Origin of the sequence: Zhihengliuella sp., assembly GCF_031178195.1 — a bacterium.
GTDB lineage: Bacteria > Actinomycetota > Actinomycetes > Actinomycetales > Micrococcaceae > Zhihengliuella.
Genome location: NZ_JAPSJL010000007.1, coordinates 142,447 through 162,830 on the forward strand (window position 1 = coordinate 142,447; position 20,384 = coordinate 162,830).

Annotated in this window: 16 protein-coding genes and 2 tRNA genes; 6 read left to right on the forward strand and 12 right to left on the reverse strand. The window is 70.8% G+C overall.

Features of this window, described 5'->3' with window-relative positions; genetic code table 11:
* Nucleotides 1–110: 110 nt before the first annotated feature.
* The 7 genes from RIN46_RS11160 to RIN46_RS11190 form a co-directional block, all read right to left on the reverse strand.
* Nucleotides 111–1,622, reverse strand: a complete 1,512-nt coding sequence (locus RIN46_RS11160) for an alpha-N-arabinofuranosidase (protein WP_309081243.1) — start codon at nucleotides 1,620–1,622, stop codon at nucleotides 111–113.
* A 74-nt stretch (nucleotides 1,623–1,696) separates the two neighbouring features.
* Nucleotides 1,697–2,578, reverse strand: coding sequence for a carbohydrate ABC transporter permease (locus tag RIN46_RS11165; protein WP_309109466.1), 882 nt, complete (start codon nucleotides 2,576–2,578; stop codon nucleotides 1,697–1,699).
* Complete coding sequence (locus RIN46_RS11170; RefSeq protein ID WP_309081245.1) at nucleotides 2,578–3,519, reverse strand: sugar ABC transporter permease; 942 nt, start codon at nucleotides 3,517–3,519, stop codon at nucleotides 2,578–2,580. Before RIN46_RS11170 ends, RIN46_RS11165 begins: the two co-directional genes overlap by 1 nt.
* 83 nt (nucleotides 3,520–3,602) lie before the next feature.
* Nucleotides 3,603–4,916 carry an extracellular solute-binding protein gene (locus RIN46_RS11175; protein WP_309081246.1) on the reverse strand — a complete coding sequence of 438 codons (1,314 nt, stop codon included), beginning with the start codon at nucleotides 4,914–4,916 and terminating at the stop codon, nucleotides 3,603–3,605.
* A 227-nt stretch (nucleotides 4,917–5,143) separates the two neighbouring features.
* Nucleotides 5,144–6,163 (reverse strand): LacI family DNA-binding transcriptional regulator, encoded by a 1,020-nt coding sequence (locus RIN46_RS11180; RefSeq protein ID WP_309081247.1) that lies wholly within the window; start codon nucleotides 6,161–6,163, stop codon nucleotides 5,144–5,146.
* A 90-nt stretch (nucleotides 6,164–6,253) separates the two neighbouring features.
* Nucleotides 6,254–6,928: a LytR C-terminal domain-containing protein gene (locus RIN46_RS11185; protein ID WP_309081248.1), complete on the reverse strand. Its 675-nt coding sequence runs from the start codon at nucleotides 6,926–6,928 to the stop codon at nucleotides 6,254–6,256.
* Nucleotides 6,925–7,185: a DUF3263 domain-containing protein gene (locus RIN46_RS11190; protein ID WP_309081249.1), complete on the reverse strand. Its 261-nt coding sequence runs from the start codon at nucleotides 7,183–7,185 to the stop codon at nucleotides 6,925–6,927. Before RIN46_RS11190 ends, RIN46_RS11185 begins: the two co-directional genes overlap by 4 nt.
* 106 nt (nucleotides 7,186–7,291) lie before the next feature.
* Here RIN46_RS11190 and RIN46_RS11195 point away from each other — a divergent pair, with 106 nt between their 5' ends.
* Nucleotides 7,292–8,080, forward strand: coding sequence for a uracil-DNA glycosylase (locus RIN46_RS11195; RefSeq protein ID WP_375141869.1), 789 nt, complete (start codon nucleotides 7,292–7,294; stop codon nucleotides 8,078–8,080).
* A gap of 42 nt (nucleotides 8,081–8,122) precedes the next feature.
* On the opposite strand, the gene RIN46_RS11200 is transcribed toward RIN46_RS11195, so the two are convergent.
* Nucleotides 8,123–10,321, reverse strand: a complete 2,199-nt coding sequence (locus RIN46_RS11200) for a threonine/serine exporter family protein (protein ID WP_309081250.1) — start codon at nucleotides 10,319–10,321, stop codon at nucleotides 8,123–8,125.
* Nucleotides 10,322–10,448: 127 nt separating this feature from the next.
* Here RIN46_RS11200 and RIN46_RS11205 point away from each other — a divergent pair, with 127 nt between their 5' ends.
* Both RIN46_RS11205 and RIN46_RS11210 read left to right on the forward strand, forming a co-directional pair.
* Complete coding sequence (locus RIN46_RS11205) at nucleotides 10,449–11,483, forward strand: LLM class flavin-dependent oxidoreductase (RefSeq protein WP_309081251.1); 1,035 nt, start codon at nucleotides 10,449–10,451, stop codon at nucleotides 11,481–11,483.
* 138 nt (nucleotides 11,484–11,621) lie between these two features.
* On the forward strand, nucleotides 11,622–12,701 hold the full coding sequence (locus RIN46_RS11210; protein WP_309081252.1) for a M14 family zinc carboxypeptidase: 1,080 nt from the start codon (nucleotides 11,622–11,624) through the stop codon (nucleotides 12,699–12,701).
* A 56-nt stretch (nucleotides 12,702–12,757) separates the two neighbouring features.
* Here RIN46_RS11210 and RIN46_RS11215 read toward each other — a convergent pair.
* Nucleotides 12,758–12,831: transfer RNA gene (locus tag RIN46_RS11215), tRNA-Val, on the reverse strand.
* A gap of 99 nt (nucleotides 12,832–12,930) precedes the next feature.
* Nucleotides 12,931–14,778 (reverse strand): asparagine synthase-related protein, encoded by a 1,848-nt coding sequence (locus tag RIN46_RS11220; RefSeq protein ID WP_309081253.1) that lies wholly within the window; start codon nucleotides 14,776–14,778, stop codon nucleotides 12,931–12,933.
* A gap of 248 nt (nucleotides 14,779–15,026) precedes the next feature.
* Here RIN46_RS11220 and RIN46_RS11225 point away from each other — a divergent pair, with 248 nt between their 5' ends.
* Complete coding sequence (locus RIN46_RS11225) at nucleotides 15,027–16,700, forward strand: FAD-dependent oxidoreductase (RefSeq protein ID WP_309081254.1); 1,674 nt, start codon at nucleotides 15,027–15,029, stop codon at nucleotides 16,698–16,700.
* Between the two features lie 73 nt (nucleotides 16,701–16,773).
* Here the strand turns inward: RIN46_RS11225 and RIN46_RS11230 are convergent.
* Both RIN46_RS11230 and RIN46_RS11235 read right to left on the reverse strand, forming a co-directional pair.
* A tRNA-Thr gene (locus tag RIN46_RS11230) sits at nucleotides 16,774–16,847 on the reverse strand.
* A 121-nt stretch (nucleotides 16,848–16,968) separates the two neighbouring features.
* Complete coding sequence (locus RIN46_RS11235; protein WP_309081255.1) at nucleotides 16,969–17,844, reverse strand: thioredoxin domain-containing protein; 876 nt, start codon at nucleotides 17,842–17,844, stop codon at nucleotides 16,969–16,971.
* A gap of 110 nt (nucleotides 17,845–17,954) precedes the next feature.
* On the opposite strand from RIN46_RS11235, the gene RIN46_RS11240 reads away from it, so the two are divergent.
* Nucleotides 17,955–19,484: a trehalose-6-phosphate synthase gene (locus RIN46_RS11240; RefSeq protein WP_309081256.1), complete on the forward strand. Its 1,530-nt coding sequence runs from the start codon at nucleotides 17,955–17,957 to the stop codon at nucleotides 19,482–19,484.
* Nucleotide 19,485: 1 nt separating this feature from the next.
* Nucleotides 19,486–20,334 carry a trehalose-phosphatase gene (gene otsB / locus RIN46_RS11245; RefSeq protein WP_309081257.1) on the forward strand — a complete coding sequence of 283 codons (849 nt, stop codon included), beginning with the start codon at nucleotides 19,486–19,488 and terminating at the stop codon, nucleotides 20,332–20,334.
* Nucleotides 20,335–20,384 lie beyond the last annotated feature (50 nt).

The following is a 20,384-nucleotide window of genomic DNA, read 5'->3' on the forward strand; positions in this document are numbered from 1 at the left end:
CGGACCGCGGGATGGCCGCCGGCCTGACCGGTGGCTCTCGTGGACGATATCCCGGCGGGAGGCGCGGCCGGATGCCGCCGGCCTCCCGCCGCTGTGATGCTCCCGCCGCGTCAGGCGAGTCCGACGGCCGTCCAGGAGACGGGCGGCAGCGTGACGGTGAGCCGGCCGTCGGCCACGCGAGCGGACTCGTTCTCACGCGTGGTCACGCGCTCGGGGTCCTCGAGGGTGTTCTTCGCGTAGTGGTCCTCGTCGGCCATGAGGTGGCTCTCCGCGATGGAGAGATCGCCCAGGCGCGCGACGTCGACCGTGACGGTCAGCTCCTCCGTGGTGCTGCGGTTCACGAGGAAGACCGCCGCCCGGCCCGCCTCGACGTCGTAGGTGGCGGCCGCGTCGACGAGCGGGACCTCCCCGTAGCGCTCGGTCCGGTATGCGCCGGCCTGCACCGGCAGGCGGAGCGCCTCGCCGCGAGCGAGCCGGGAGGTGATCGAGAACGGGAAGAAGGTGGTCTGCCGCCAGGCGGGGCCGCCCGGCTCGGTCATGATCGGCCCGATGACGTTGACCAGCTGGGCCAGCGAGGCGCTGGTGACCCGGTCGGCGTGGTTGAGCAGGGAGATCATGAGGCTGCCGAAGACGACGGCGTCCGCGACGGAGTACACGTCCTCCAGCAGGCGCGGCGCGATCGGCCAATTGTCGAGCCCCTCGATCTTGTCCACGTTCTCGAAGCGTGACTGGTACCAGACATTCCACTCGTCGAAGGCGATGTCGATGCGCTTCTGCGAGCCGCGGACGGCGCCCACGTGGTCCGCGGTCGCGACGACGGACTCGATGAAGCGGTCCATGTCGACCGCGGAGGCGAGGAAGGATCCGAGGTCCCCGTCCTTCTCCTCGTAGTAGGCGTGGCAGGAGATGTAGTCGACGTCGTCGTAGGTGTGCGTCAGGACGGTCCGCTCCCACTCGCCGAAGGTCGGCATGTGGGCACTGGACGAGCCGCAGACCACGAGCTCGACGTCGGCGTCCACCATGCGCATGGCCTTGGCGGTCTGGGCGGCGATCTTGCCGTAGTCCTCGGCGGAGCGGTGCCCCACCTGCCAGGGACCGTCCATCTCGTTGCCCAGGCACCACATCTTCACGCCGAAGGGCTCCTGGCGGCCGTTGCCGATCCGCCGCTCGGCCAGTTCCGTGCCGGCGGGGAGGTTGGTGTACTCGAGCAGCTCGAGGGCCTCGCGGGTGCCGCGCGTTCCGAGGTTCACCGCGAGCATGAGCTCGCTGCCGACCTTCTCGAGCCAGTCGGCGAACTCGTGCAGTCCGACCTCGTTGGTCTCCGTCGAGTGCCAGGCGAGGTCGAGGCGGCGGGGGCGCTGCTCGCGCGGCCCCACGCTGTCCTCCCACTGGAAGCCGGAGACGAAGTTCCCGCCCGGGTAGCGGATGGTCGAGACGCCGAGCTCGCGGACGAGCCCGATGACGTCGCGGCGGAATCCGTCCTCGTCGGCCTCCGGGTGCGTGGGTTCGAAGATCCCGTCGTAGATGTGCCGTCCGAGGTGCTCGACGAACCCGCCGAAGAGGCGCCGCTTGACGGGCCCGACGCTGTGGTTCGGGTCGAGGGTCGAGAATGCGTCAGTCATGTTTTCGCTTTCGTCGCGTGGGGGGGTGTGGTCCCGGCGCGCCGCCGTCGTCGGCGCGCCGGGGAGCTGCGGTCCTACTTGATGGCGCCCGTGCTGAGGCCGCCCTGCCAGTAGCGCTGCAGGAAGAGGAAGGACAGGATCAGGGGGACGACCGAGATGAAGGCACCGGACGTGATGAGGTTCCAGACCTGCTCGCCGCCGGCCCCGGCGTTGGAGAGGGCCGTCCAGCGGTTCAGGCCCACCGTGACGGGCAGCAGGTCCGGGTCGGTGAGGACGGCCAGCGGCAGGAAGAAGTTGTTCCAGGTCACGACGACCGAGAGCAGGAGCACTGTCACCACGCCCGGGCGGAGCATCGGGAGGACCACGGTGAAGAACGTCCGGATCTCGCCGGCGCCGTCGATCCGGGAGGCCTCGATGATCTCGTCCGGGATGGCGTCCTGGGTGTAGATGCGCATCAGGTAGACGCCGAACGGATTCAGCAACGAGGGCAGGATCACGGCCCACGGCGTGTTGATGATGCCGTAGTCGCTCAGCAGCACGAAGGTGGGGATCACCAGGGCCGTCAGCGGGACCATGACCGAGCCGAGGATAAGGGTGAAGACCCAGCTGCCGCCGCGGAACCGGAACTTCGCGAAGCCGTACCCGGCGAGGACCGCCAGGATCGTGGCGCCGATGCCGCTGGTGAACGCGTAGAGGAACGAGTTCCCGAGCCAGCGCCAGTAGATGCCGTCCTGGTGCTGGAAGAGGCCGGCGATGTTGTCGAAGAGGGCGAAGTCGTCGGCGAACCAGAACGCGGGACTGCCGAACAGGCCGGCGGTGTCCTTGGTCGCCGCGACCACGAGCCACCAGATGGGGATGACGAAGTAGAACGCGAGGATGATCAGGAAGGCGTGGGAGCCGATCCGCCGGCGGCCGACCGGACGCCGGGTGCGGAGGGTGGTCGTCGAGGTTGTCATCATTTGAGACCGCTCTGCTTGCGTGTGAGGAAGAGGAACACGAACGAACCGATGAACACGAGGATGCCCAGCGAGAACGCGATCGCCGAGGCGTAGTTGAACTGGCTGTAGGAGAACGCCAGCGAGAACGCGTACATGTTCGGCGTGTACGCCGCGTCGATGGATCCCTGGGCGATGCTCTGGAGCACGACCGGTTCCGTGAAGAACTGCAGGGTGCCGATCAACGCGAAGGTGATGACCATGACCATCGAGGACGAGATCATGGGGATCTTGATCCGCAGCGCCGTCTGGAGGCCGTTGGCGCCGTCGATCCGTGCCGCCTCGTAGATGGCGGGGTCGATGGCCCGCAGGGCGGAGTAGATGACCACCATGTAGTAGCCGGCCCACTGCCAGGTCACGATGTTCACGAGCGAGGCGAAGATCGTGTCGGGGCCGAGGAAGTTCGGTGCGTCGAGCCCGAGTGCCGTGAAGATCGTGGCGCCGGGCCCGAACCGCGGGCTGTAGAGGAAGCTCCACATCAGCGCACCGATGACCACGGGGACGGCGTACGGGACGAAGATGAAGAGCCGCGTCAGCTTGGACAGCCACGTCGACAGGGTGTCGAGGACCAGGGCTGCGATCAGGGCGACGATCAACTGGGCCGGGATCATCACCGCGCCGAAGCCGAGGACGCGGAGCATGCCCTCCAGGAACAGCGGGTCGTTGAACGCGCGGACGTAGTTGGCCAGGCCCGTGAACTCGGTCCCCGCGGCGAGCGTGGAGGTGAAGAGGCTCATCCAGAGCGCGTAGCCCAGGGGGATGATCAGGAAAAGCGCGAAGACCAGCAGGAAGGGCGAGACGAAGAGCCAGCCCCAGCGCTGGCGTCTCCGGACGAGGACCGACCCCGCGGAGGCGGGGGCCCGGCTCGCGGCCGGGCTCGGCTCGAGCGTCTGAGTGGTCATGGTGTTACTCCTAGTGGGACTGGAGGGTCGTGGGGCCCGTCCCGCCTGACGGCGGGACGGGGCCCGGACGTGGGAGGTGGCGGCTACTTCAGCGTGAAGCCCTGCTCCTGGGCGTACTTCTCGAGGCTGCTCTGGAGGTCCTCGAGCGCGCCGGCGGCATCCTTCTGCCCCTCGGTCATGGCGAAGAGCTCCTCCGTGAGCTGGTCATAGGCGTAGTTCTGGAAGGGGCTGAACGTGAAGCCCTCGTAGCCCTGGGCGGCTTCGAGGAAGACGTCCTCGTTGATCTTCTGCCCGCCGAAGAAGGGGTACTCCAGATCGCGGAAGTAGTCGGATTCGAGCATCGGCTTCCAGAGCGGGAAGAGCGCGGCCTCCTCGACCCCGATCTTCCACGCCTCCTCGGTACCGAAGATCTCCTGGGCCACCAGCGCGGCGGCTTCCTTGTCCTCGGCCTGCTGGGTCACGGCGAAGGTGGAGCCGCCCCAGTTCACCTGGGTCGGGTTCTCCAGGTCCCACTGCGGCAGCGGAGCGGCGCGCCACACCGCGTCCGGGTCGGTATCGGAGAGCCCCTGCAGATAGCCCGGGCCCCACGCGGCGGCGAGGTAGATGGCGTAGGTGCCGTCCACGAGCTTGGTGTTGTAGTCGGCGGTGAAGGCGTCGTCGGTGCTGACGAGCCCCTCGTCGACGAGGCCCTCCCAGTAGGCGAGAACATCCTTGGAGGCCTGGTCGTCGACCTCGATGCCGATCTCCGCAGGGTTGGCGGGATCGTACTCATAGGGCGCGGAGCCGGCCTGGGCGAAGAGCGCCTGGTTGAAGGCACGCCCGTTCGTCGGGAAATTGGCCAGCACGCCGGGTGCGCCTGCCTCCTTCAGCTGGACGGCCGCGGCCTCGAACTCCGCCCACGTCGTCGGCGGGGCGATCCCGTACTCGTCCAGGATGTCCTGACGGTAGAGCATGCCCATCGGGCCGCCGTCGACCGGAACCGCGTAGACGGCGTCGCCGCTGGAGACGTCCTTCCAGGCGCCCTCGGTGTAGTCGCCCTCGATCTCGCCGACGCCGTACTCGGTCAGATCCACCAGCGCATCGCGGATCGCGAAGCTGGACAGCACCTCGGCCTCGAGCATGATGACGTCGGGAGCGCCCGAGCCGGCCTCGATGGCCGTCGAGAACTTGGTGTACTCGTCGTTGCCCTGCCCGGCGTTGGTCCAGCAGACCTGGACGTCCTCGTGTGTCTCGTTGAAATGGTCGACGACCTGCTCGAAGGCGGGATACCACGCCCACACCGTCACCTGCGTCGCGTCGGGGTTGACCACTTCGTTCGTGCACGCGGCCTCGGCCTCGCCGGAGCAGGCCGCGAGCCCGACCATCGTCAGTGCGGCGACCGCGGTCGCGGCGGCCATCCTGGTAGTCCTGGACTTCATCGTCTATACGTCCCTCTCATGGTTGCGCTGCTGATCGCGCCGGGCAGGCGGCGGGGACCGGCCCGTTCCTGCGGCCCGGCCCGAGCCCTGAACGGGCCGGCGGAGTGCGGGACGACTCTCCGCCCCTCAGGTACAACGTTGTACTGTAAACGTTGTACCCAGTATCTTGGCGGCTGGCTGGACCCCTGTCAAGGGAAATTTGTGAGTCAGCTCACCGGGCTGATCGTGGACTCGCGGGCGACCACCTGGAAGTCGGCGACGTGGCGCCGGGCGGTGGATGCGCCGCCCCCGGACTCGATCCGCTGCAGCAGCAGGCTCACCGCCGTCCGGGCGATCCAGCCCCGCCCGGGGTCGACGGTGGAGAGGGAGGGGATGGCGTAGGGCGCCTCGTCCAGGTCGTCGAAGCCGATGACGGCCACGTCCTCGGGCACGCGCAGCCCGGCCTCCTGGAGGACGCGCATGGCTCCGAGCGCCAGCGTGTCGTTGAGCCCGAAGACCGCGTCGAACTCGACGCCGCGCGCCAGCAGCTCGCGCATCACGTTGGCGCCGTCGGCGCGGTGCCACAGCTCGGAATAGCCGATCAGCTCCGGGTCGAAGGCGACTCCGGCGGCCTCCAGCCCCTCGCGGTAGCCGGCCAGGCGGAGACCCGCCGACCCGACGACCTCCCCGGCGTGCGCCCCCACCACCGCGATGCGGCGCCGGCCCGTGGAGACGAGGTGCTCTGTGGCCGCCCGCGCACCCGCGACGTTGTGCATGGTCACGTGGTCCGCCGGGGCGTCGAAGACGCGTTCGCCCAGCACCACCAGTGGGTAGTCCACGCGCAGGGCATCGACGTCGTCCTGCCCCATCCCGAGCGGGGAGAAGATCAGTCCGTCCGTCATGTTCAGGCGAGGGCTCTTCAGCAGCGCGACCTCGCGCTCCCGGCTCGCGCCGGTCTGCTCGATCAGCACGACGACGCCGGCCGCCTCCGCGGCCTCGATCACGGCCGCGGCGAGTTCCGCGAAGTAACTCAGCGCGAGGTCCGGCACGGCGAGCGCGATCGCGCCCTTCCGGCCGGAGCGGAGCCCCCGGGCGGTGAGATTCGGCGTGTATCCGAGCTCCTCGACGGCGGCCTGCACGAGCGCGCGGGTGGTCTTCCCGACGTTCGGCCGGTCGTTGATGACGTTGGAGACGGTCTTGATGGACACGCCGGCGCGGCGGGCGACATCGTGCAGGGTCACGGCCATGGTTCCTCCTCGCGATGGACGGAACCACAGCTTACAACGTTGTACACGGCCGCCCCGCCGCCTGCTCGGGGAGCCGGCGGGCGGCGTGCCTCAGTTGACCGTGCCGATGACCACGCTGATCTCGACCGGGACGTTCTCCGTCTGGTAGATCGTGGCGATGCCGAGCTCGTCCGCGACGGCCCGGGCCGTCGCGGCGGACTCCTCGCTGCGGTAGTAGACGACCGTGGGCTCGACCTGGCGGGTCCAGTTGCCGGTGACGACGTCCGTGTAGCCGGCCGAGCGCAGCGTGTCCGCGTTGACACCCGCGAGGCCCGGCTGGTTCGAGCCGTTGTAGACCCCGACCGCCAGGGTCTGGTCCACGGCGCCGGACTCGCCGGCCTGCTCGCTCTCCTCGGCGGACTCGGAGGCACCGCCGTCCTCGTTCTGCCCGCCGTCGTCCGGGGCGCCGTCGTTCTGGCCGTCGCCCTCCGTGGCGTCGCCGGATGCCGTGGCTCCGCCGTCGTCCCCGCCCGCGGAGGACTCGGCTGCGGTGTCGGCGGTCTGCGACGCCGAGGCATCGGCGCCCGCGGTCGGCTCGGCGCCGAACTGGGGGCGGAGCAGGGTGAAGGCGACGACGCCGATGATCAGCGCCGCCACGCCGAAGAGCATGAGCGGCCAGAGCCCGCCGCGCTTGACGGGCGCCATCCCGGCGTCGAGCCGGTGCACGCCCTGACGGTCCGTGTATTCCGGGACTCGGTCGAACTCGTCGCTGGGGTACTTACTCACTTAACGTCCTTTGATGCGGCCTGGGGGCTGATTCGTCGTCGCGTCGTTCGTAGTCTACGCAACCGCTTGATCAACATCGGATCTTGGGCCAGAGCGGCGTCGGTGTCGATCAGCACGTTGAGCCGCTGGTAGTAGAGCGTCGGCGAGAGGTCGAACTCCTCGCGGATGACCTGGTCCTTGGCGCCGGCGTGCTTGAAGTGCCGCTTCTCGAGCTCGAGCATGCGACGCTCCGCCTCGGAGAGTCCCTCCTGCGCCATGCATCCCTCCTCGTCTGTCCAACGGCCCCGCCACTCTACGGCGGGCCGGCCCGCCGGGTGCCGCGGCCTCCGGCCTCCGGGCCGGACCTTCTACTTTAATGGGCCCATGGACATGGCCGAGGACTGGCACCACGCACTGGCCCCCGTGGCCCCGGAGCTCGAGGCGGCGCGGGCGGCCGTCGCGGACCGTCGGGCCGCGGGCGAGCACGTCCTGCCGACGGAACCGCACGTGCTGCGCGCGTTCGGCCGCCCGCTGGCGGACGTGCGCGTCCTGATCGTCGGGCAGGACCCCTACCCGACGCCCGCGCATCCGATCGGGCTCAGCTTCGCCGTCGACGGCCGGGTCCGCCCGCTCCCCCGCTCCCTGGCCAACATCTACCGGGAGCTGCAGTCCGATCTCGGCATCGTCCCACCGGCCCACGGGGACCTCTCCGCCTGGCAGGACCAGGGCGTGATGCTGCTCAACCGGGTCCTCACGGTCCGCGCGGGCGAACCCGGCTCCCATCGCGGACTCGGCTGGGAGGCCGTCACCGACGCCGCGATCCGGGCGCTCGCGGCCCGCGGCGGCCCGCTCGTGGCCGTGCTCTGGGGACGGGACGCGCAACGGCTCGCCCCGCTCCTGGAGGCGGGCACCGCGGCCGGCACGACGGCGGTGATCGCCTCGGCGCACCCGTCGCCCCTCTCGGCACGGCGGGGTTTCTTCGGCTCGCGGCCCTTCAGCCACGCGAACGAGTTCCTCGTCGCGCAGGGCTCCGCGCCGATCGACTGGACGCTCCCGACGCAGCCGTCCCCCGTCGTCGCGCCGGAGACCGACGAGTCAGCGGCGGACACCGAGGGTGCGGCGGGCACGCCGCACCCGGACGCCGGCGGGGACGTGCAGCGGCCCCTCTTCTGATCCTGCGCCGGCCGGAACCTCCCGACCGGACCCCGGAGGACGTCAGCGGCGGCGGATGCGACGGCGCTCGTGCGAGTTCCAGCCCTTGGTCAGCGGGCGCGCGATGGTGTCGCCGAGGACGATCCCGGCGGCGATCGAGAGGATGATGCCGAACGCGTTCATGATCTGCGTGATGCCGAGGACCAGGTCGCCCGAGTCGACCGTGATGCCGTACATGGCCCGGAAGATCATGAGCCCGGGGAGCAGGAACATCATCGCCGGGACGGCGACCACCATCTGCGGCGCCTCCATACGCAGGGCCACCCAGCGGCCGGCGGCCCCGATCACCACGGCCGCGGCCGCGGGGGCGAGCCGGGCCCCGATGCCCAGCTGCTGGACCAGGAGCATCGTCAGGTAGCCCAGTACCGAGACCGCGGCGGTGGGGAGCAGGAGCTTGGGCGCGGACTGCTCGAAGACGGTCCCCGCCGTGATCGCGAGGCCCACTACCAGGATCAGGAACCAGGTGGGGTAGGCGATCGCGCTGGCCTCGGTCACGTCCACGGTCCCGATGCCGGAGAGATCGCCGATGACGATGCCGGTCATGATGCCGGCGACGATCGCCGCGAAGATCATCATGGCCGGCAGGAGTCGGCCGATCGCGGTCACGGGGAACCCGTTGATCGCGTCCTGCGCGGAGGCGACGAAGCGGGCGCTGGGCAGCAGCAGCATGATGCCGCCGGCGATCACCATCGACGGCTCGATGGGGACGTGGAAGCGCCAGAGCAGCAGGGCCGTGGTGGTGATCAGCACCGACGCGAACGCGGTGGCGAAGAACTCCGGGATGCGCCAGCGTGCGGAGACCTTGAACAGCTGCGAGACGCCCAGCCAGGACAGAAACGCGATGATCCCGCCGAGCAGGCTGCCACCGCTGAAGAGCACGAAGCAGCCGGCGAAAACACCACCGCCCACGTCGGCCATCCAGCGCGGGAACGGCTTGGGCTTGCGCGCGATCTCCTGGAGCCGCTCGATCGCCTCGCGCCGCGTCACGTCGCCGGCGACGATGTCCGTGACCAGCTGGTGGACCAGCGCCAGCCCCGCGTAGTTGTTCGTCCAGGAACGGACCACGCGCAGCAGACTGATCGGGACCTCGTCGCCGGCGTAGTTGATGTGGATGGACTGGTTGGTGATGTCCACGTCGACGTTGCGCAGGCCGAAGGACGCGGTGACCGCGATGATGCTGGTCTCGGCCTCCAGTGCGCCGCCGCCGAAACGGAACATGATCTCCGCCAGATCGAGGCTGAACTCGAGGGTCTCGCGGGCGTCCGTCTCGTGCACGCCCGTCTGCACGGTGGGATTCGCGTACGGGCTGCCCACCAGCCGATCGACGATTGAGAAGGCCTGGGTGGGCGGGTGCTCCGTGGTGAGCAGGCGCGAGAAGACGCGCCGGGCACTGGGCGCGGGCCGCCAGACCGGCAGGCGCCCGCGCCCGGCTCCGTCGGTCCGCTGCGGGGCCGGCGTCGTCGGCTGCGGCGCCGTGTGCGGATGCGCGGCGTGCGCCTGCGTCCCGGGGTACGGCTGCGTCGGCAGGCCCTGGTAGGTCCCCGTGCTCGGGTACGCCCCGGTGCTCGGGTACGACGTCGTCACCGGGCCGCCGGGCCAGCGCGGCTTCGGGGTACCGCCCTTGGGCGGTCGGAGCGCCCCCGTCGGCGGCGGCCCCACCGCGGGTCCGGGCCCGGCCGCAGCGGCAGCGGCGGCCTCGCCGGGTGCGGACCCGGGCGTGGAGGCGCCCGGCGAGGCCGCCGCCGGTCCGTCCAGATGCGGCGTGCCGTAGCCGGACGGAGCACTCGAGCCCTCGCCGGTCTCGACGGCGGGCCCGCCCTCGGTGCTCGTCACGCCGTGGCCGTAGTTCAGGGCCTCCCACTCGATCTCGGCCTGCGAGCGGTCGTCGGCCGGGTCGGCCGAGGGCGGCAGGACGGGTGCGGGCCGGGGCGGCGGCGCGAGTGGGTTGGCGATCTGGGAGGTCGCGATACGCGGGATCGGGCCCGCCGCCGGATGGGCGTCGCGGGCGCGGTCGTCCGCGTCCCGATCCGGCAGCTCAGCGGACCCGTCGCGGTCGGGAGCAGACTCCCCGGCCTCGTCCGGTTCACCCGCAGGCCGGCCGGAGGACACCGCGGAGGACGTGGTCGGGGCTTCGAATCGGACGCGCGGCCGCTGCTCTTCCTCGCCTGACGGCTCGGGCTCGAACGGTTGCGTGCGACTCACCTGGCGACTCCTCCATGACTGCTCTCGCCGCTCACTTTACAGCCGCCTCCGAGGCCTGGATACGGACGGGAATAGATAGCTTCACCACACCGCTTTACATGCAAATACATCTATTTTCGGAGGCGGTATGAGCGGCATGCTAGAGCTCGGTGTCGAGACGTTCGGCGACGTCAATGTAGAGGCGGACACGCCCGGCGGCAACCACGCCCGGGTGCTGCGCGACGTCGTCGAGGAGGGCGTCCTGGCCGATCAGGCGGGACTGGACTTCTTCGGCGTGGGCGAGCACCACCGGGCCGATTTCGCCGTGTCCGCACCGGAGGTCGTCCTGGCGGCCGTCGCGGCGCGGACAGAGCGCATCCGGCTCGGCTCGGCCGTGACCGTGCTGAGCTCAGACGATCCCGTCCGGGTCTACCAGCGCTTCGCCACGCTCGACGGCGTCTCCGGCGGACGCGCCGAGATGATCCTCGGCCGGGGCTCCTTCATCGAGTCCTTCCCGCTCTTCGGACTCAGCCTCGACGACTACGAGGTCCTGTTCGAGGAAAAGCTGGCGCTCATGGCCAAGCTCCTGCGCGAGGAACCGGTGACCTGGGACGGCCGGACCAGGGCCCGGCTCAGCGCCCAGGACGTCTATCCGCGCACGGAGGGCGGCCTGCGCGCCTGGGTGGGCGTGGGCGGCAGCCCGGAGTCGGCCGTGCGCGCGGCCCGCCGGGACCTGCCCATGATGCTCGCGATCATCGGCGGCGACCCGCTGGCGTTCAAGCGGTTCGCCGACCTCTACCGCAACGCGCTGGAGGAGTTCGGGCACGCTCCGCGCCCGGTGGGGGCGCATCTGCACGGATTCGTCGCGGACACCGACGAGCAGGCCAAGGAACTGCTGTGGCCGCATTACTTCGCCGAGATGTCGAAGCTGGGGCGCGAGCGCGGCTGGCGCGGGTACGGGCGCGGCCAGTTCGAGGCCGCGGCCGGCCCTGAGGGCAACCTCGCCGTCGGCTCGCCGGAGACCGTGGCCCGGAAGATCGCCCGCGTCGCCGGGCGTCTGGGCCTCTCTCGCGTCGACCTGAAACTGAGCAGCGGAACGCTCCCCCACGCGGACATCGCTCGCAGCATCGAGTTGCTCGGCGACAGAGTGGCGCCCCTGGTCCACGACATGCTGGCCGACTGACGAGGGCTCCGGAACTTCCGCTCCGACAAGGCTGATTACCACTGGCAACCAGCGAGTTCAAGCATTGAAGTTGCCGTGGGACAATGCTTGGCTGACCAGTCAGGCCCCAAAGGCGGGACCTGTTCTGAAGGAGGAATAATGCCACCACGCGCATCCAAGGCCACCGACCCCCGGAGCCACCCTCGGTGGGGCCGCCGTCTGGCCGCGGCCGTCTTCGCCGTCGGCCTCACCGCATCGCTCGCGCCCGCGGCGGCTGCCGGAGGCAACGGGCCCGACTACAACGGCCACGAGACGATCAACACGTCGATACTGCACACCTACGATGAGCTGGCAGCCGAGCTGGAGAAGCAGGACGCCCGGCAGGAGGCCCTCGAGCTCGAGGTCATCGGGCAATCGGTCAAGGGCCGCGATCTCTTTCTCGCGAAGTACGTGAACGACCCCGCGAACCCGACAATCCTCTTCCTCACGCAGCAGCACGGGAACGAGCAGCTGACGACCGAGGGCGCGCTGGAATTCATCAAGCACCTCGGTTCGGCACGGCTCGGCGACACGCTGGAGCACGTCAACGTCCTGATCGTTCCGATGCTGAACCCCGACGGCGCCATGGGCGACGTCGACTTCTCCCTCGACGACTACGTGGCGAGCGGGGATCGTCACCTGACGCGGTACAACGCCGTCGGGGCCGACCTGAACCGCGATCATGTGGACCGCGTCCAGCCCGAGACCCGGGCGCTCCACGAGAAGGTGCTGGGCGCCTACGAGATCGACTACATGATCGACCTGCACCACCAAGGCACCCGCAGCGCGCGCGATGGACAGCTCGTCTCCGGCTCGATCCTGCACCCGACTACCCCGGAGGTGGACCCGGACGTCCTGGAGGGCTCCAAGCGGCTCGGCGCCGTGGTATTCGACGCCGTCGACTCGACGGGCTGGGGACACCTCGGCAAGTACGCCGGCGGCGACGCGACCACGATTTCGCGCAATGGCGTGGCAGTGGAGTACGGCATCTCGACGCTGCTCTTCGAGATGCGCGGCATGAGCGATCACGAGTACGAGCCGTATGTGCTGGGCCAGAAGTCCAACGGGTACCTGCGCCAGCAGACGCTCGTGACGCTGGAAGCAGCGGTCCAGTCCATCGCCGACGGCTCCATCGAGTCGGCGGACACATCCTTCTGGGACACGCTGGCCGAGCAGGAGTGGATGCCCCGAGACGAGTAGCCGCCCGCACATGCGAGAGGGGCCCAGCCAGACGGCTGGGCCCCTCTCGTGCTCGGTGGATCTTACTGGACTCGAACCAGCGACCTTTCGCGTGTGAGGCGAACGCTCTAACCAACTGAGCTAAAGATCCGGGAATTCCGCACCCCCGATGAGGCACCGCACTATCTTAACGGCAGTCCGGCCCCGCCGCCAAATCGGTCGGGGCCGGTGCCGGGCACATCCGGGTCGGTCAATCGCTCAGCGTCATCCATCCGCGCTCGAGCCACAGGTCGGCGAGCATGAGCCGCCAGAGCCGCAGCCGGATGATCCGCGCCGGGGGCAGGTCCGGGTAGGGCGCGAGCGCCTCGCCGACGGGCATCTCCGTGAGCCGCCGCACGATGTCCTGCATCTGCTCGCCGAGGAGCGGCTGCAGGACCGCGTAGCGCGGACTGTCCACCAGGTACCGGGCGACGGAGCGGAACGGGTCGCCGACATAGTCCCGGAACGCCGGCCGGTCCACGGCCGCGGGCCGGATGACCGGGCCCGCGTAGGGCGGGGCCACGGCCATCCGCTCCTCGTAGTACGGCCCGGAGACGCCCTCCATCGGCTGAGTGATCTCGAAGCGGAAGCGGCCGTTGGCCGGCGTCGGGACCCGGAGGGCCTCGGGCCAGACTTTCTCCACCGCCAGGAAGGCGGAGATGTTGCGCATGCGGTTGATGGCGGGGAGGACGTCGGCCACGGCGGCGACCTGGGAGTCGAGGAACGGATACATCATCTGGCTGACCCGGTCCACCTGGATGTTGTGCGGCTGGAGATACCGGCTGGAACGGATGTCGCGCGCGTAGGCGTAGAGGTACTCCAGATTGCTCAGCCCGTGGACGCTGCTCATCCAGTCGGCCACGGCGCCACGGGTCCTGCCGTTCAACTCAGCGTTGAGCATCCGTGCGTCGACGCCGAAGAGCTTGGCCCGCACCTCGTCGAGCGTGTTCTTGCCGGATTTGTCGAGCACGCCCTTGAAGAGCGGCCACTGGCCGGCGGCCAGCATCTCGCGTCCGTTCATCGGCGCAGCGGCGGCGTACGGCGCGGTCAGCGCCTCCGACGGCATGAAGCCCTGGGACTCGAAGATGGAGCGCCGCATGGACTCGACGAACCCGTCGTCGTCCGTCAGCTCCGGGTAGACCACCCGGTGCGGCACGCCGGCGCGCTCGGCGAGGAGCGCGGCCACGGCGGCGTCCGGCGAATCGTGGCCGCCCTGCGTCACTGCAGTCACCTCGAGCGTGGGATGGCCCCGGAGCAGACCCAGGATGATCCGGCTGTCCAGGCCACCGCTCAGCCGCAGCTGGACCTGGTCCGAGTAGCGCCGGTCCACGCAGCGGCGGGTGGCGGCCTGGAATGCATCGGCGAGCTCGGCTGCACCGGTGTGCCGCTCGTTCTCCTGCTCCACCAGCTCGATCCGGTCCGCCACCGGTGCTGGCCCGAAGCCGATCTCGCCGTCGACCACCGCGAGCGTGCTGCGCGGTTTCAGCGTGGTGACGCCCTTGAACGGCGTCGCGCCGCCGATCGAGAAGCCGAAGTTCAGGTACTCGGGAAGGTATCCCTCGACGTCGAGCTCGACGCGCGCCAGCTCGCCGTCGTTCATCGCCAGGGCGATCAGCAGCGGCCGGTTGGAGACGTACGTGAAGTCCGCATCCTGGGCGTAGTGCACCGCCTCGACAGTCGGAACGGTGTTCCAGGCGAAGAGGCGTTCCGTGCTCTTGTCGCCGATCACGGCCATGTAGGTGCCCCACACGGGGTCGGAGTAGCGCAGCTGGCCGCTCCCGGAGGCCATCGCGCGCCAGAGCGGGGTCGCCGTGCGCGGCGAGCTGCTCGCGGCCCAGCGGCCCTTGAGCGTGTAGAAGACGTCGGACTCCCCGTCGGCGGTCCACTGCGCCACGGCCCCGCCGTTGATGCTGAGGTCCGGGCGGACGGTCGGCTCGGCGCGGTAGCGCGGGCCGAGCAGGGGCCGGGCCGCGTCCGCCACGGACGCGAGGAGCGCTTCGAGCGGGCGGGCGGGGGATGCTTCCGAATCGCGCGGGATGACGGCGAGTGTGAGGGCCATGCTGCTCAATCTACTGAGTGCCGCCCCCGGCAGCCAGCAGGCGCTGCGGGGAATACGGCGTGGCGGCTCCCGACGGTCTCGTCCTCCTCTGGTCCCCTCTCTCCCCGCCTCGTCCTCCTCTCCCCGCCCCGGGAGCCGACCCCCGGTTCCCGGCCGACCTCTGGAACCGACCCGGCGAACCGGCGTACGCTCGGTCACAGGTCACACCCGCGGGTTTCTGCCGCGAGCCATTCCGAGGGGAGTCCGCCATGACAACACCCGATGCGCCCATACCCGAGAGCACGTCGCTCTGGCTGTCGCGGGCCACCGCCGCGCACGGCGCGCGCAGCTCGACCGGCGTCGACCCGGCCCATCCGGAGCCGTTCGAACCGGACGCCGTCTACGACGCCGTGGTGGTCGGAGCCGGGATCACCGGGCTGACGACGGCGCTGCTGCTCGCCCGCTCCGGCGTGACGGTGGCCGTCCTGGAGGCCCGGCACGTCGGTGCCGTCACCACCGGGCACACCACCGGCAAGGTCAGCCTGCTGCAGGGGACGGTCCTGTCCAGCCTGAAGCGGAAGGCGGGCGCCGACGTCGTGCAGGCGTACGTCGAGGCGAACCGTGAGGGCCAGGCATGGCTGACCCGCTACTTGGACGAGCACGAGGTCGCCTACCAGCGGCGCCCCGCCTACACGTACGCGACCACCCCCTCGGGGCTCGAGATCCTGGAACCCGAGCTGCACGCCGCGCGCGAGGTCGGCCTGGACGTTCACTACACCGAGGATGTGGGCCTGCCGTATGCCACCGCCGGCGCGCTGCGGCTGGACGGGCAGGCGCAGATCGACCCCCTGCCCGTGCTCGTGGCGCTGGCCGCCGACCTGCGGGCCCACGGCGGCGTGCTGGTGGAGGGCGTGCGGGTGCGCGACGTCGACGCGCCGCGAGTCGCCGGCGAGCGCGTGACCCTCACGACGTCCCTGGGCCGCGTCCAGGCGGACCAGGTGGTGCTGGCCACGGGCACGCCGATCCTGAACCGGGGCCTGGACTTCGCGCGTCTGGAGCCGCTGCGCTCGAACGCGGCCGCCTACCGGCTCCCGGGCTCCGCCCCGCTCCCGCAGGGCATGTACCTCTCCGTGGACCAGCCGGGGCGGACGCTGCGCACCGCACCGGATCCGCAGGGCGGCGAGGCCCTGGTGGTCGGCGGCAACGGGTACCCGGTGGGTCGCCGCGGCTCGCCCGCAGCGCTGGTCGCCGAGCTCGACGAGTGGGTGCGGCAGCAGTTCCCGGGGGCCGAGCGGACGCACCGCTGGTCCGCGCAGGACTACCGGGCCACGGGACTGGCGCCGATCGTCGGCGCGCTTCCGGGCAGCGGCCGGCGCATCCACGTGGCGACCGGCTTCAACAAGTGGGGCCTGACCAACGGGGTCGCGGCGGCGCTGTCCCTGGCCTCGCACATCCTCGACGGCAGGTCCGACTGGGCCGACACGCTCTACGACCACGCTCCGACGCTCGGCGGCATCGCCGACGCGTTGAAGATCAACGCCAAGGTCGCCGCACACCTGGCCTCGGGCTGGGTCTCCGCGGAGACGTCCCGCTCGGAGGACAGCGAGGCGGAGGAGAGCCGCTCCGACGGCGCCGCTGTGCCGCCGGCCGACCCCGCCGAGACCCCTGCCGACCGACCCGCGGCCTCCCGCCGAGGCGCGGCCGCCGGCACCCTGCCCGAGGAGGGGCAGGGGCTGGTGCACCGTCAGGGCGTGGCGCCGGTGGCGGTCGCGAAGGTCGGCGGCCGGGTCTGCCGGGTCTCGGCGGTGTGCACGCATCTCGGCGGAGTGCTCAATTGGAACGACGCCGAGCGCACCTGGGACTGCCCGCTGCACGGCTCGCGCTTCACCCCGGACGGCGAGGTGCTCGAGGGCCCGGCGACCCGGGATCTGCCCTCGCGCTGACCGCCCGGAGGAGACGCGAAGGGCCGCCGCCTCCCGGGCAGGGAGGCGGCGGCCCTTCGGCGTCTGCGCTGTGAGCCCCCTGCCGGATTCGAACCGGCGACCCTCTGTTTACAAGACAGATGCTCTGGCCAGCTGAGCTAAGGGGGCGGGAGGAGTGCCGCGCCGCGGGCGGCGGCGGCCCGTCCAGATTAACCCACCGGGCACGACGGCGGCGAATCACCGCCGTCGTGCCCCGCGCGCCGCTGCGCGGCGGGGATCCCGCCGGACGTCAGCCCAGGCGCTCCTCGAGCCAGGCCGTGAAGTCGGGCTGGCCCTGCATGTCCCATTCCTCGCCCTTGAGCCACACGCTCGGCGTGCCCGGGACGTTGTCGGCGCGGGCAGCCGCGTCCGTGAACTGGGCGAACGGACGGTACGTGCCGGAGTCGATGCAGTCCTCGAGGCCCTCGGCGCCGTTCTCGGCGGCCAGCGCGGCCAGGCCGGCGTTGTCCAGCTCGCCCTCCGGCTGCTGCGCCATGAGCGCGGCGGCGAAGTCCATGTAGGCCCCTGGCGCCTGGTCGGCCACGCAGGCCAGGGCATTGGCGCCGCGGGAGGAGTAGTTGGTGGAGGAGTTGCCGTCGAGGAAGGCGACGTTGCGGTACTCGAGGGCGATGTCGCCGTTGGCGGCTTTCTCCTCGAGCTGCTCGCCGTACTGGCCCTCGAACTGGGAGCAGTGCGGGCAGTTCACGTCCACGTAGACCGTCAGCACGGGCGGCTGGCTCTCGGCCGTCTCCTCGACCCCGCGCGGCGCGGGCGGCGCGTCCTGCGGGAGGGGTTCGCCGACCTGGTCGAGGCCGATGGTCCGCTCACCGGTCAGCTCGGGGTCCACCGTGGTGCCGCCCTCGCCGTCGGAGACCAGGACGATGCCGCCGTGCTCGTTGCCGCCCGGCGGGATCGGCCCCGACTCGGGAATCTCCGCGTTGCGGTTCTGCACGACGATCATGATCACGAGAGCCACGATGAGCACCATGGCGCCCACGACGCCGAGCTTGACCAGCAGCGACTTGCGCTTCGCCTTCGCCTGCTCCTCCTCATGGAGCTTGCGGGCCGCCTCGCGGGCGGACGAGGTCCGCTCGGCCTTGCTCGGTCGTTTCGGGGACTCAGCCATGCTGGGAACATCCTTATCTGTCGGCTGAACGTTGGCGTGCTCCCGCCATATTAGTGGACGCTATAGGCTCAGGGGGACGGTGCTTGATCCAACCCGAACGAGGAGAATGCATGTCCGCTTCCACCCAGGACCAGACCCCCGAGCAGCAGTTCGACTTCGTCGTCGTGGCCAACCGCCTCCCCGTCGACCGGGTCGTGAACGACGACGGCGAGGCCTCGTGGAAGCGCTCCCCCGGCGGACTGGTCACGGCGCTGGCCCCCGTGATGACCGCCGCCGACGGCGCCTGGGTGGGCTGGCACGGCGCCCCCGACGAGCAGCTCGAGCCGTTCGAGAACGACGGCATCCAGATCGTCCCGGTCGAGCTCACCCAGAAGGAGGTCAGCCTCTACTACGAGGGCTTCTCCAACTCGACCCTCTGGCCGCTCTACCACGATGTCATCGTGACGCCGGAGTACCACCGGACGTGGTGGGACAGCTACCGGCGCGTCAACCAGCGCTTCGCCGATGCGACGGCGGCGGTCGCCGCCGAGGGCGCGACCGTGTGGGTGCAGGACTACCAGCTGCAGCTGGTCCCCAAGATGCTGCGGGCGGCCCGACCGGACCTGCGCATCGGCTTCTTCAACCACATCCCCTTCCCCCCGGTGGAGATCTTCGCCCAGCTGCCCTGGCGCCACCGCGTGCTCGAGGGGCTGCTCGGCGCCGACCTCATCGGCTTCCAGCGCGCCTCCGACGCCTCCAACTTCATGGGCGCGGTGCGCCGCATCCTCGGCTACACCATCCGCGGGCAGCAGGTCCACGTCCAGGACGAGGAGGGCAGGCTCACCCATATCTCCCGGGCCGAGGCCCACCCGATCTCCATCGACGCCGAGACCGTCGCCAAGCTCGCCAACGACCCCAAGGTGCAGGCGCGCGCCAAGGAGATCCGGCGCGGACTCGGGAATCCGGACGTGGTCCTGCTGGGCGTGGACCGGCTGGACTACACGAAGGGCATCGGCCACCGCCTCAAGGCGTTCGACGAGCTCCTCGAGGACGGGCGGCTGGAGGTCGGCGAGGCCACGCTGGTGCAGGTGGCGAGTCCGAGCCGCGAGCGCGTGGAGAAGTACAAGGAGCTCCGCGACGAGATCGAGCTGACGGTCGGCCGCATCAACGGTGAGCACGACACGATGAGCCACACGGCCGTCCGCTACCTGCACCATTCCTATCCGTTCGAGGAGATGGTGGCCCTCTATCTGGCCTCGGACGTCATGCTGATCACCGCCCTGCGCGACGGCATGAACCTGGTCGCCAAGGAGTTCGTCGCAGCGCACGTGGACAGCCGGGGCGCCCTGATCCTCTCCGAGTTCGCCGGCGCCGCGGACCAGCTCAAGCACGCGCTGCTGGTCAACCCGCACGACATCGACGCCCTCAAGGAGCGCATCATCGAGGCGGTCCGGATGCCCCGGACGGAGGCCCAGCGCCGGATGCGCATCATGCGCCGGCAGATCTCCACGAACGACGTCAGCCGCTGGTCCCGCCGCTTCCTGAAGTCGCTCTCGGCCGACCCGGCGGACTCGGCGCACCGCACGGAGAACCGCACCACGGGCGCCGGCGACCGGGACCAGGAGCCGGACACCGAGCCCGACGTCCACCAGGAGCGCTGACATGCCGGTCCCGGAGAAGCTCAGGGCCGCCGTCGAGGCCCTCGCCGGCGTCCCGCACCTGCTCGTCGCCCTCGACTTCGACGGCACCCTGGCCCCGTTCGTCCCCCGCCCGGAGGACGCCCGCCCCCTGCCCGGCTCCGCGGCCGCGCTGCGAGCCCTGGCGGCCGGAGCCGACGACGGCCCTGCAGCGGCCACGGGCGGCGGCGAAGGGTCGTCGTCCACGCCCGGTCCCGGATCAGCGGCGCCGGAGCGCAGGACGACGACGGCGCTGCTCTCCGGCCGCCACCTGTCCAGCCTGCGTGCCACCGCCTCGCCGCCGGCGGGGACCTGGCTGGTCGGCAGCCACGGGGCCGAGCGCTACAGCCCGGCCGCCGGGGAGGAACCGCTCACCCTCACCGAGGCCCAGGCCGCCGAGCTGGACCGGACCACCGACGCCCTGCGCCGCGTGGCCGAGCGGTTCCCCGGCGCCCGGCTCGAGCACAAGCCCTCGGGCGTGGTGCTCCACGTCCGCCAGTGCTCGGACGAGGACGGCGCCGCCGCCCTCGAGGCCGGGCGCACGGCGCTCGCGGACCGCGACGTGAAGGCGACCGAGGGCAAGGCGGTCCTGGAGGCCGCCGTCGTGCGGGTGGACAAGGGGATCGGCCTGGCGTGGCTGCGGGACGGCACGGGAGCCGACGCGACCGTCTTCGTCGGCGACGACGTGACCGACGAGCACGGGTTCGCCGTGCTCGCGGAGGGCGACCTCGGGGTCAAGGTCGGCGACGGCGCGACCGCCGCCGGCTACCGGCTCGAGACCTTGGATGACGTGACGGAGTTTCTGGAACTGCTGCGGGCTGTGCGACACTTGTGACTACCCTCACAGACTGAGGGCCCATTCACAACGGATCGTCCGGCACGTAC

Bases quoted from the DNA above. Each gene is read 5' to 3' on its own strand.
- RIN46_RS11160 (WP_309081243.1), bottom strand. From the start codon at position 1,622: ATGACTGACGCATTCTCGACCCTCGACCCGAACCACAGCGTCGGGCCC.
- RIN46_RS11165 (WP_309109466.1), bottom strand. From the start codon at position 2,578: ATGACAACCTCGACGACCACCCTCCGCACCCGGCGTCCGGTCGGCCGC.
- RIN46_RS11170 (WP_309081245.1), bottom strand. From the start codon at position 3,519: ATGACCACTCAGACGCTCGAGCCGAGCCCGGCCGCGAGCCGGGCCCCC.
- RIN46_RS11175 (WP_309081246.1), bottom strand. From the start codon at position 4,916: ATGGCCGCCGCGACCGCGGTCGCCGCACTGACGATGGTCGGGCTCGCG.
- RIN46_RS11180 (WP_309081247.1), bottom strand. From the start codon at position 6,163: ATGGCCGTGACCCTGCACGATGTCGCCCGCCGCGCCGGCGTGTCCATC.
- RIN46_RS11190 (WP_309081249.1), bottom strand. From the start codon at position 7,185: ATGGCGCAGGAGGGACTCTCCGAGGCGGAGCGTCGCATGCTCGAGCTC.
- RIN46_RS11195 (WP_375141869.1), top strand. From the start codon at position 7,292: ATGGACATGGCCGAGGACTGGCACCACGCACTGGCCCCCGTGGCCCCG.
- RIN46_RS11205 (WP_309081251.1), top strand. From the start codon at position 10,449: ATGAGCGGCATGCTAGAGCTCGGTGTCGAGACGTTCGGCGACGTCAAT.
- RIN46_RS11210 (WP_309081252.1), top strand. From the start codon at position 11,622: ATGCCACCACGCGCATCCAAGGCCACCGACCCCCGGAGCCACCCTCGG.
- RIN46_RS11220 (WP_309081253.1), bottom strand. From the start codon at position 14,778: ATGGCCCTCACACTCGCCGTCATCCCGCGCGATTCGGAAGCATCCCCC.
- RIN46_RS11225 (WP_309081254.1), top strand. From the start codon at position 15,027: ATGACAACACCCGATGCGCCCATACCCGAGAGCACGTCGCTCTGGCTG.
- RIN46_RS11235 (WP_309081255.1), bottom strand. From the start codon at position 17,844: ATGGCTGAGTCCCCGAAACGACCGAGCAAGGCCGAGCGGACCTCGTCC.
- RIN46_RS11240 (WP_309081256.1), top strand. From the start codon at position 17,955: ATGTCCGCTTCCACCCAGGACCAGACCCCCGAGCAGCAGTTCGACTTC.
- otsB (WP_309081257.1), top strand. From the start codon at position 19,486: ATGCCGGTCCCGGAGAAGCTCAGGGCCGCCGTCGAGGCCCTCGCCGGC.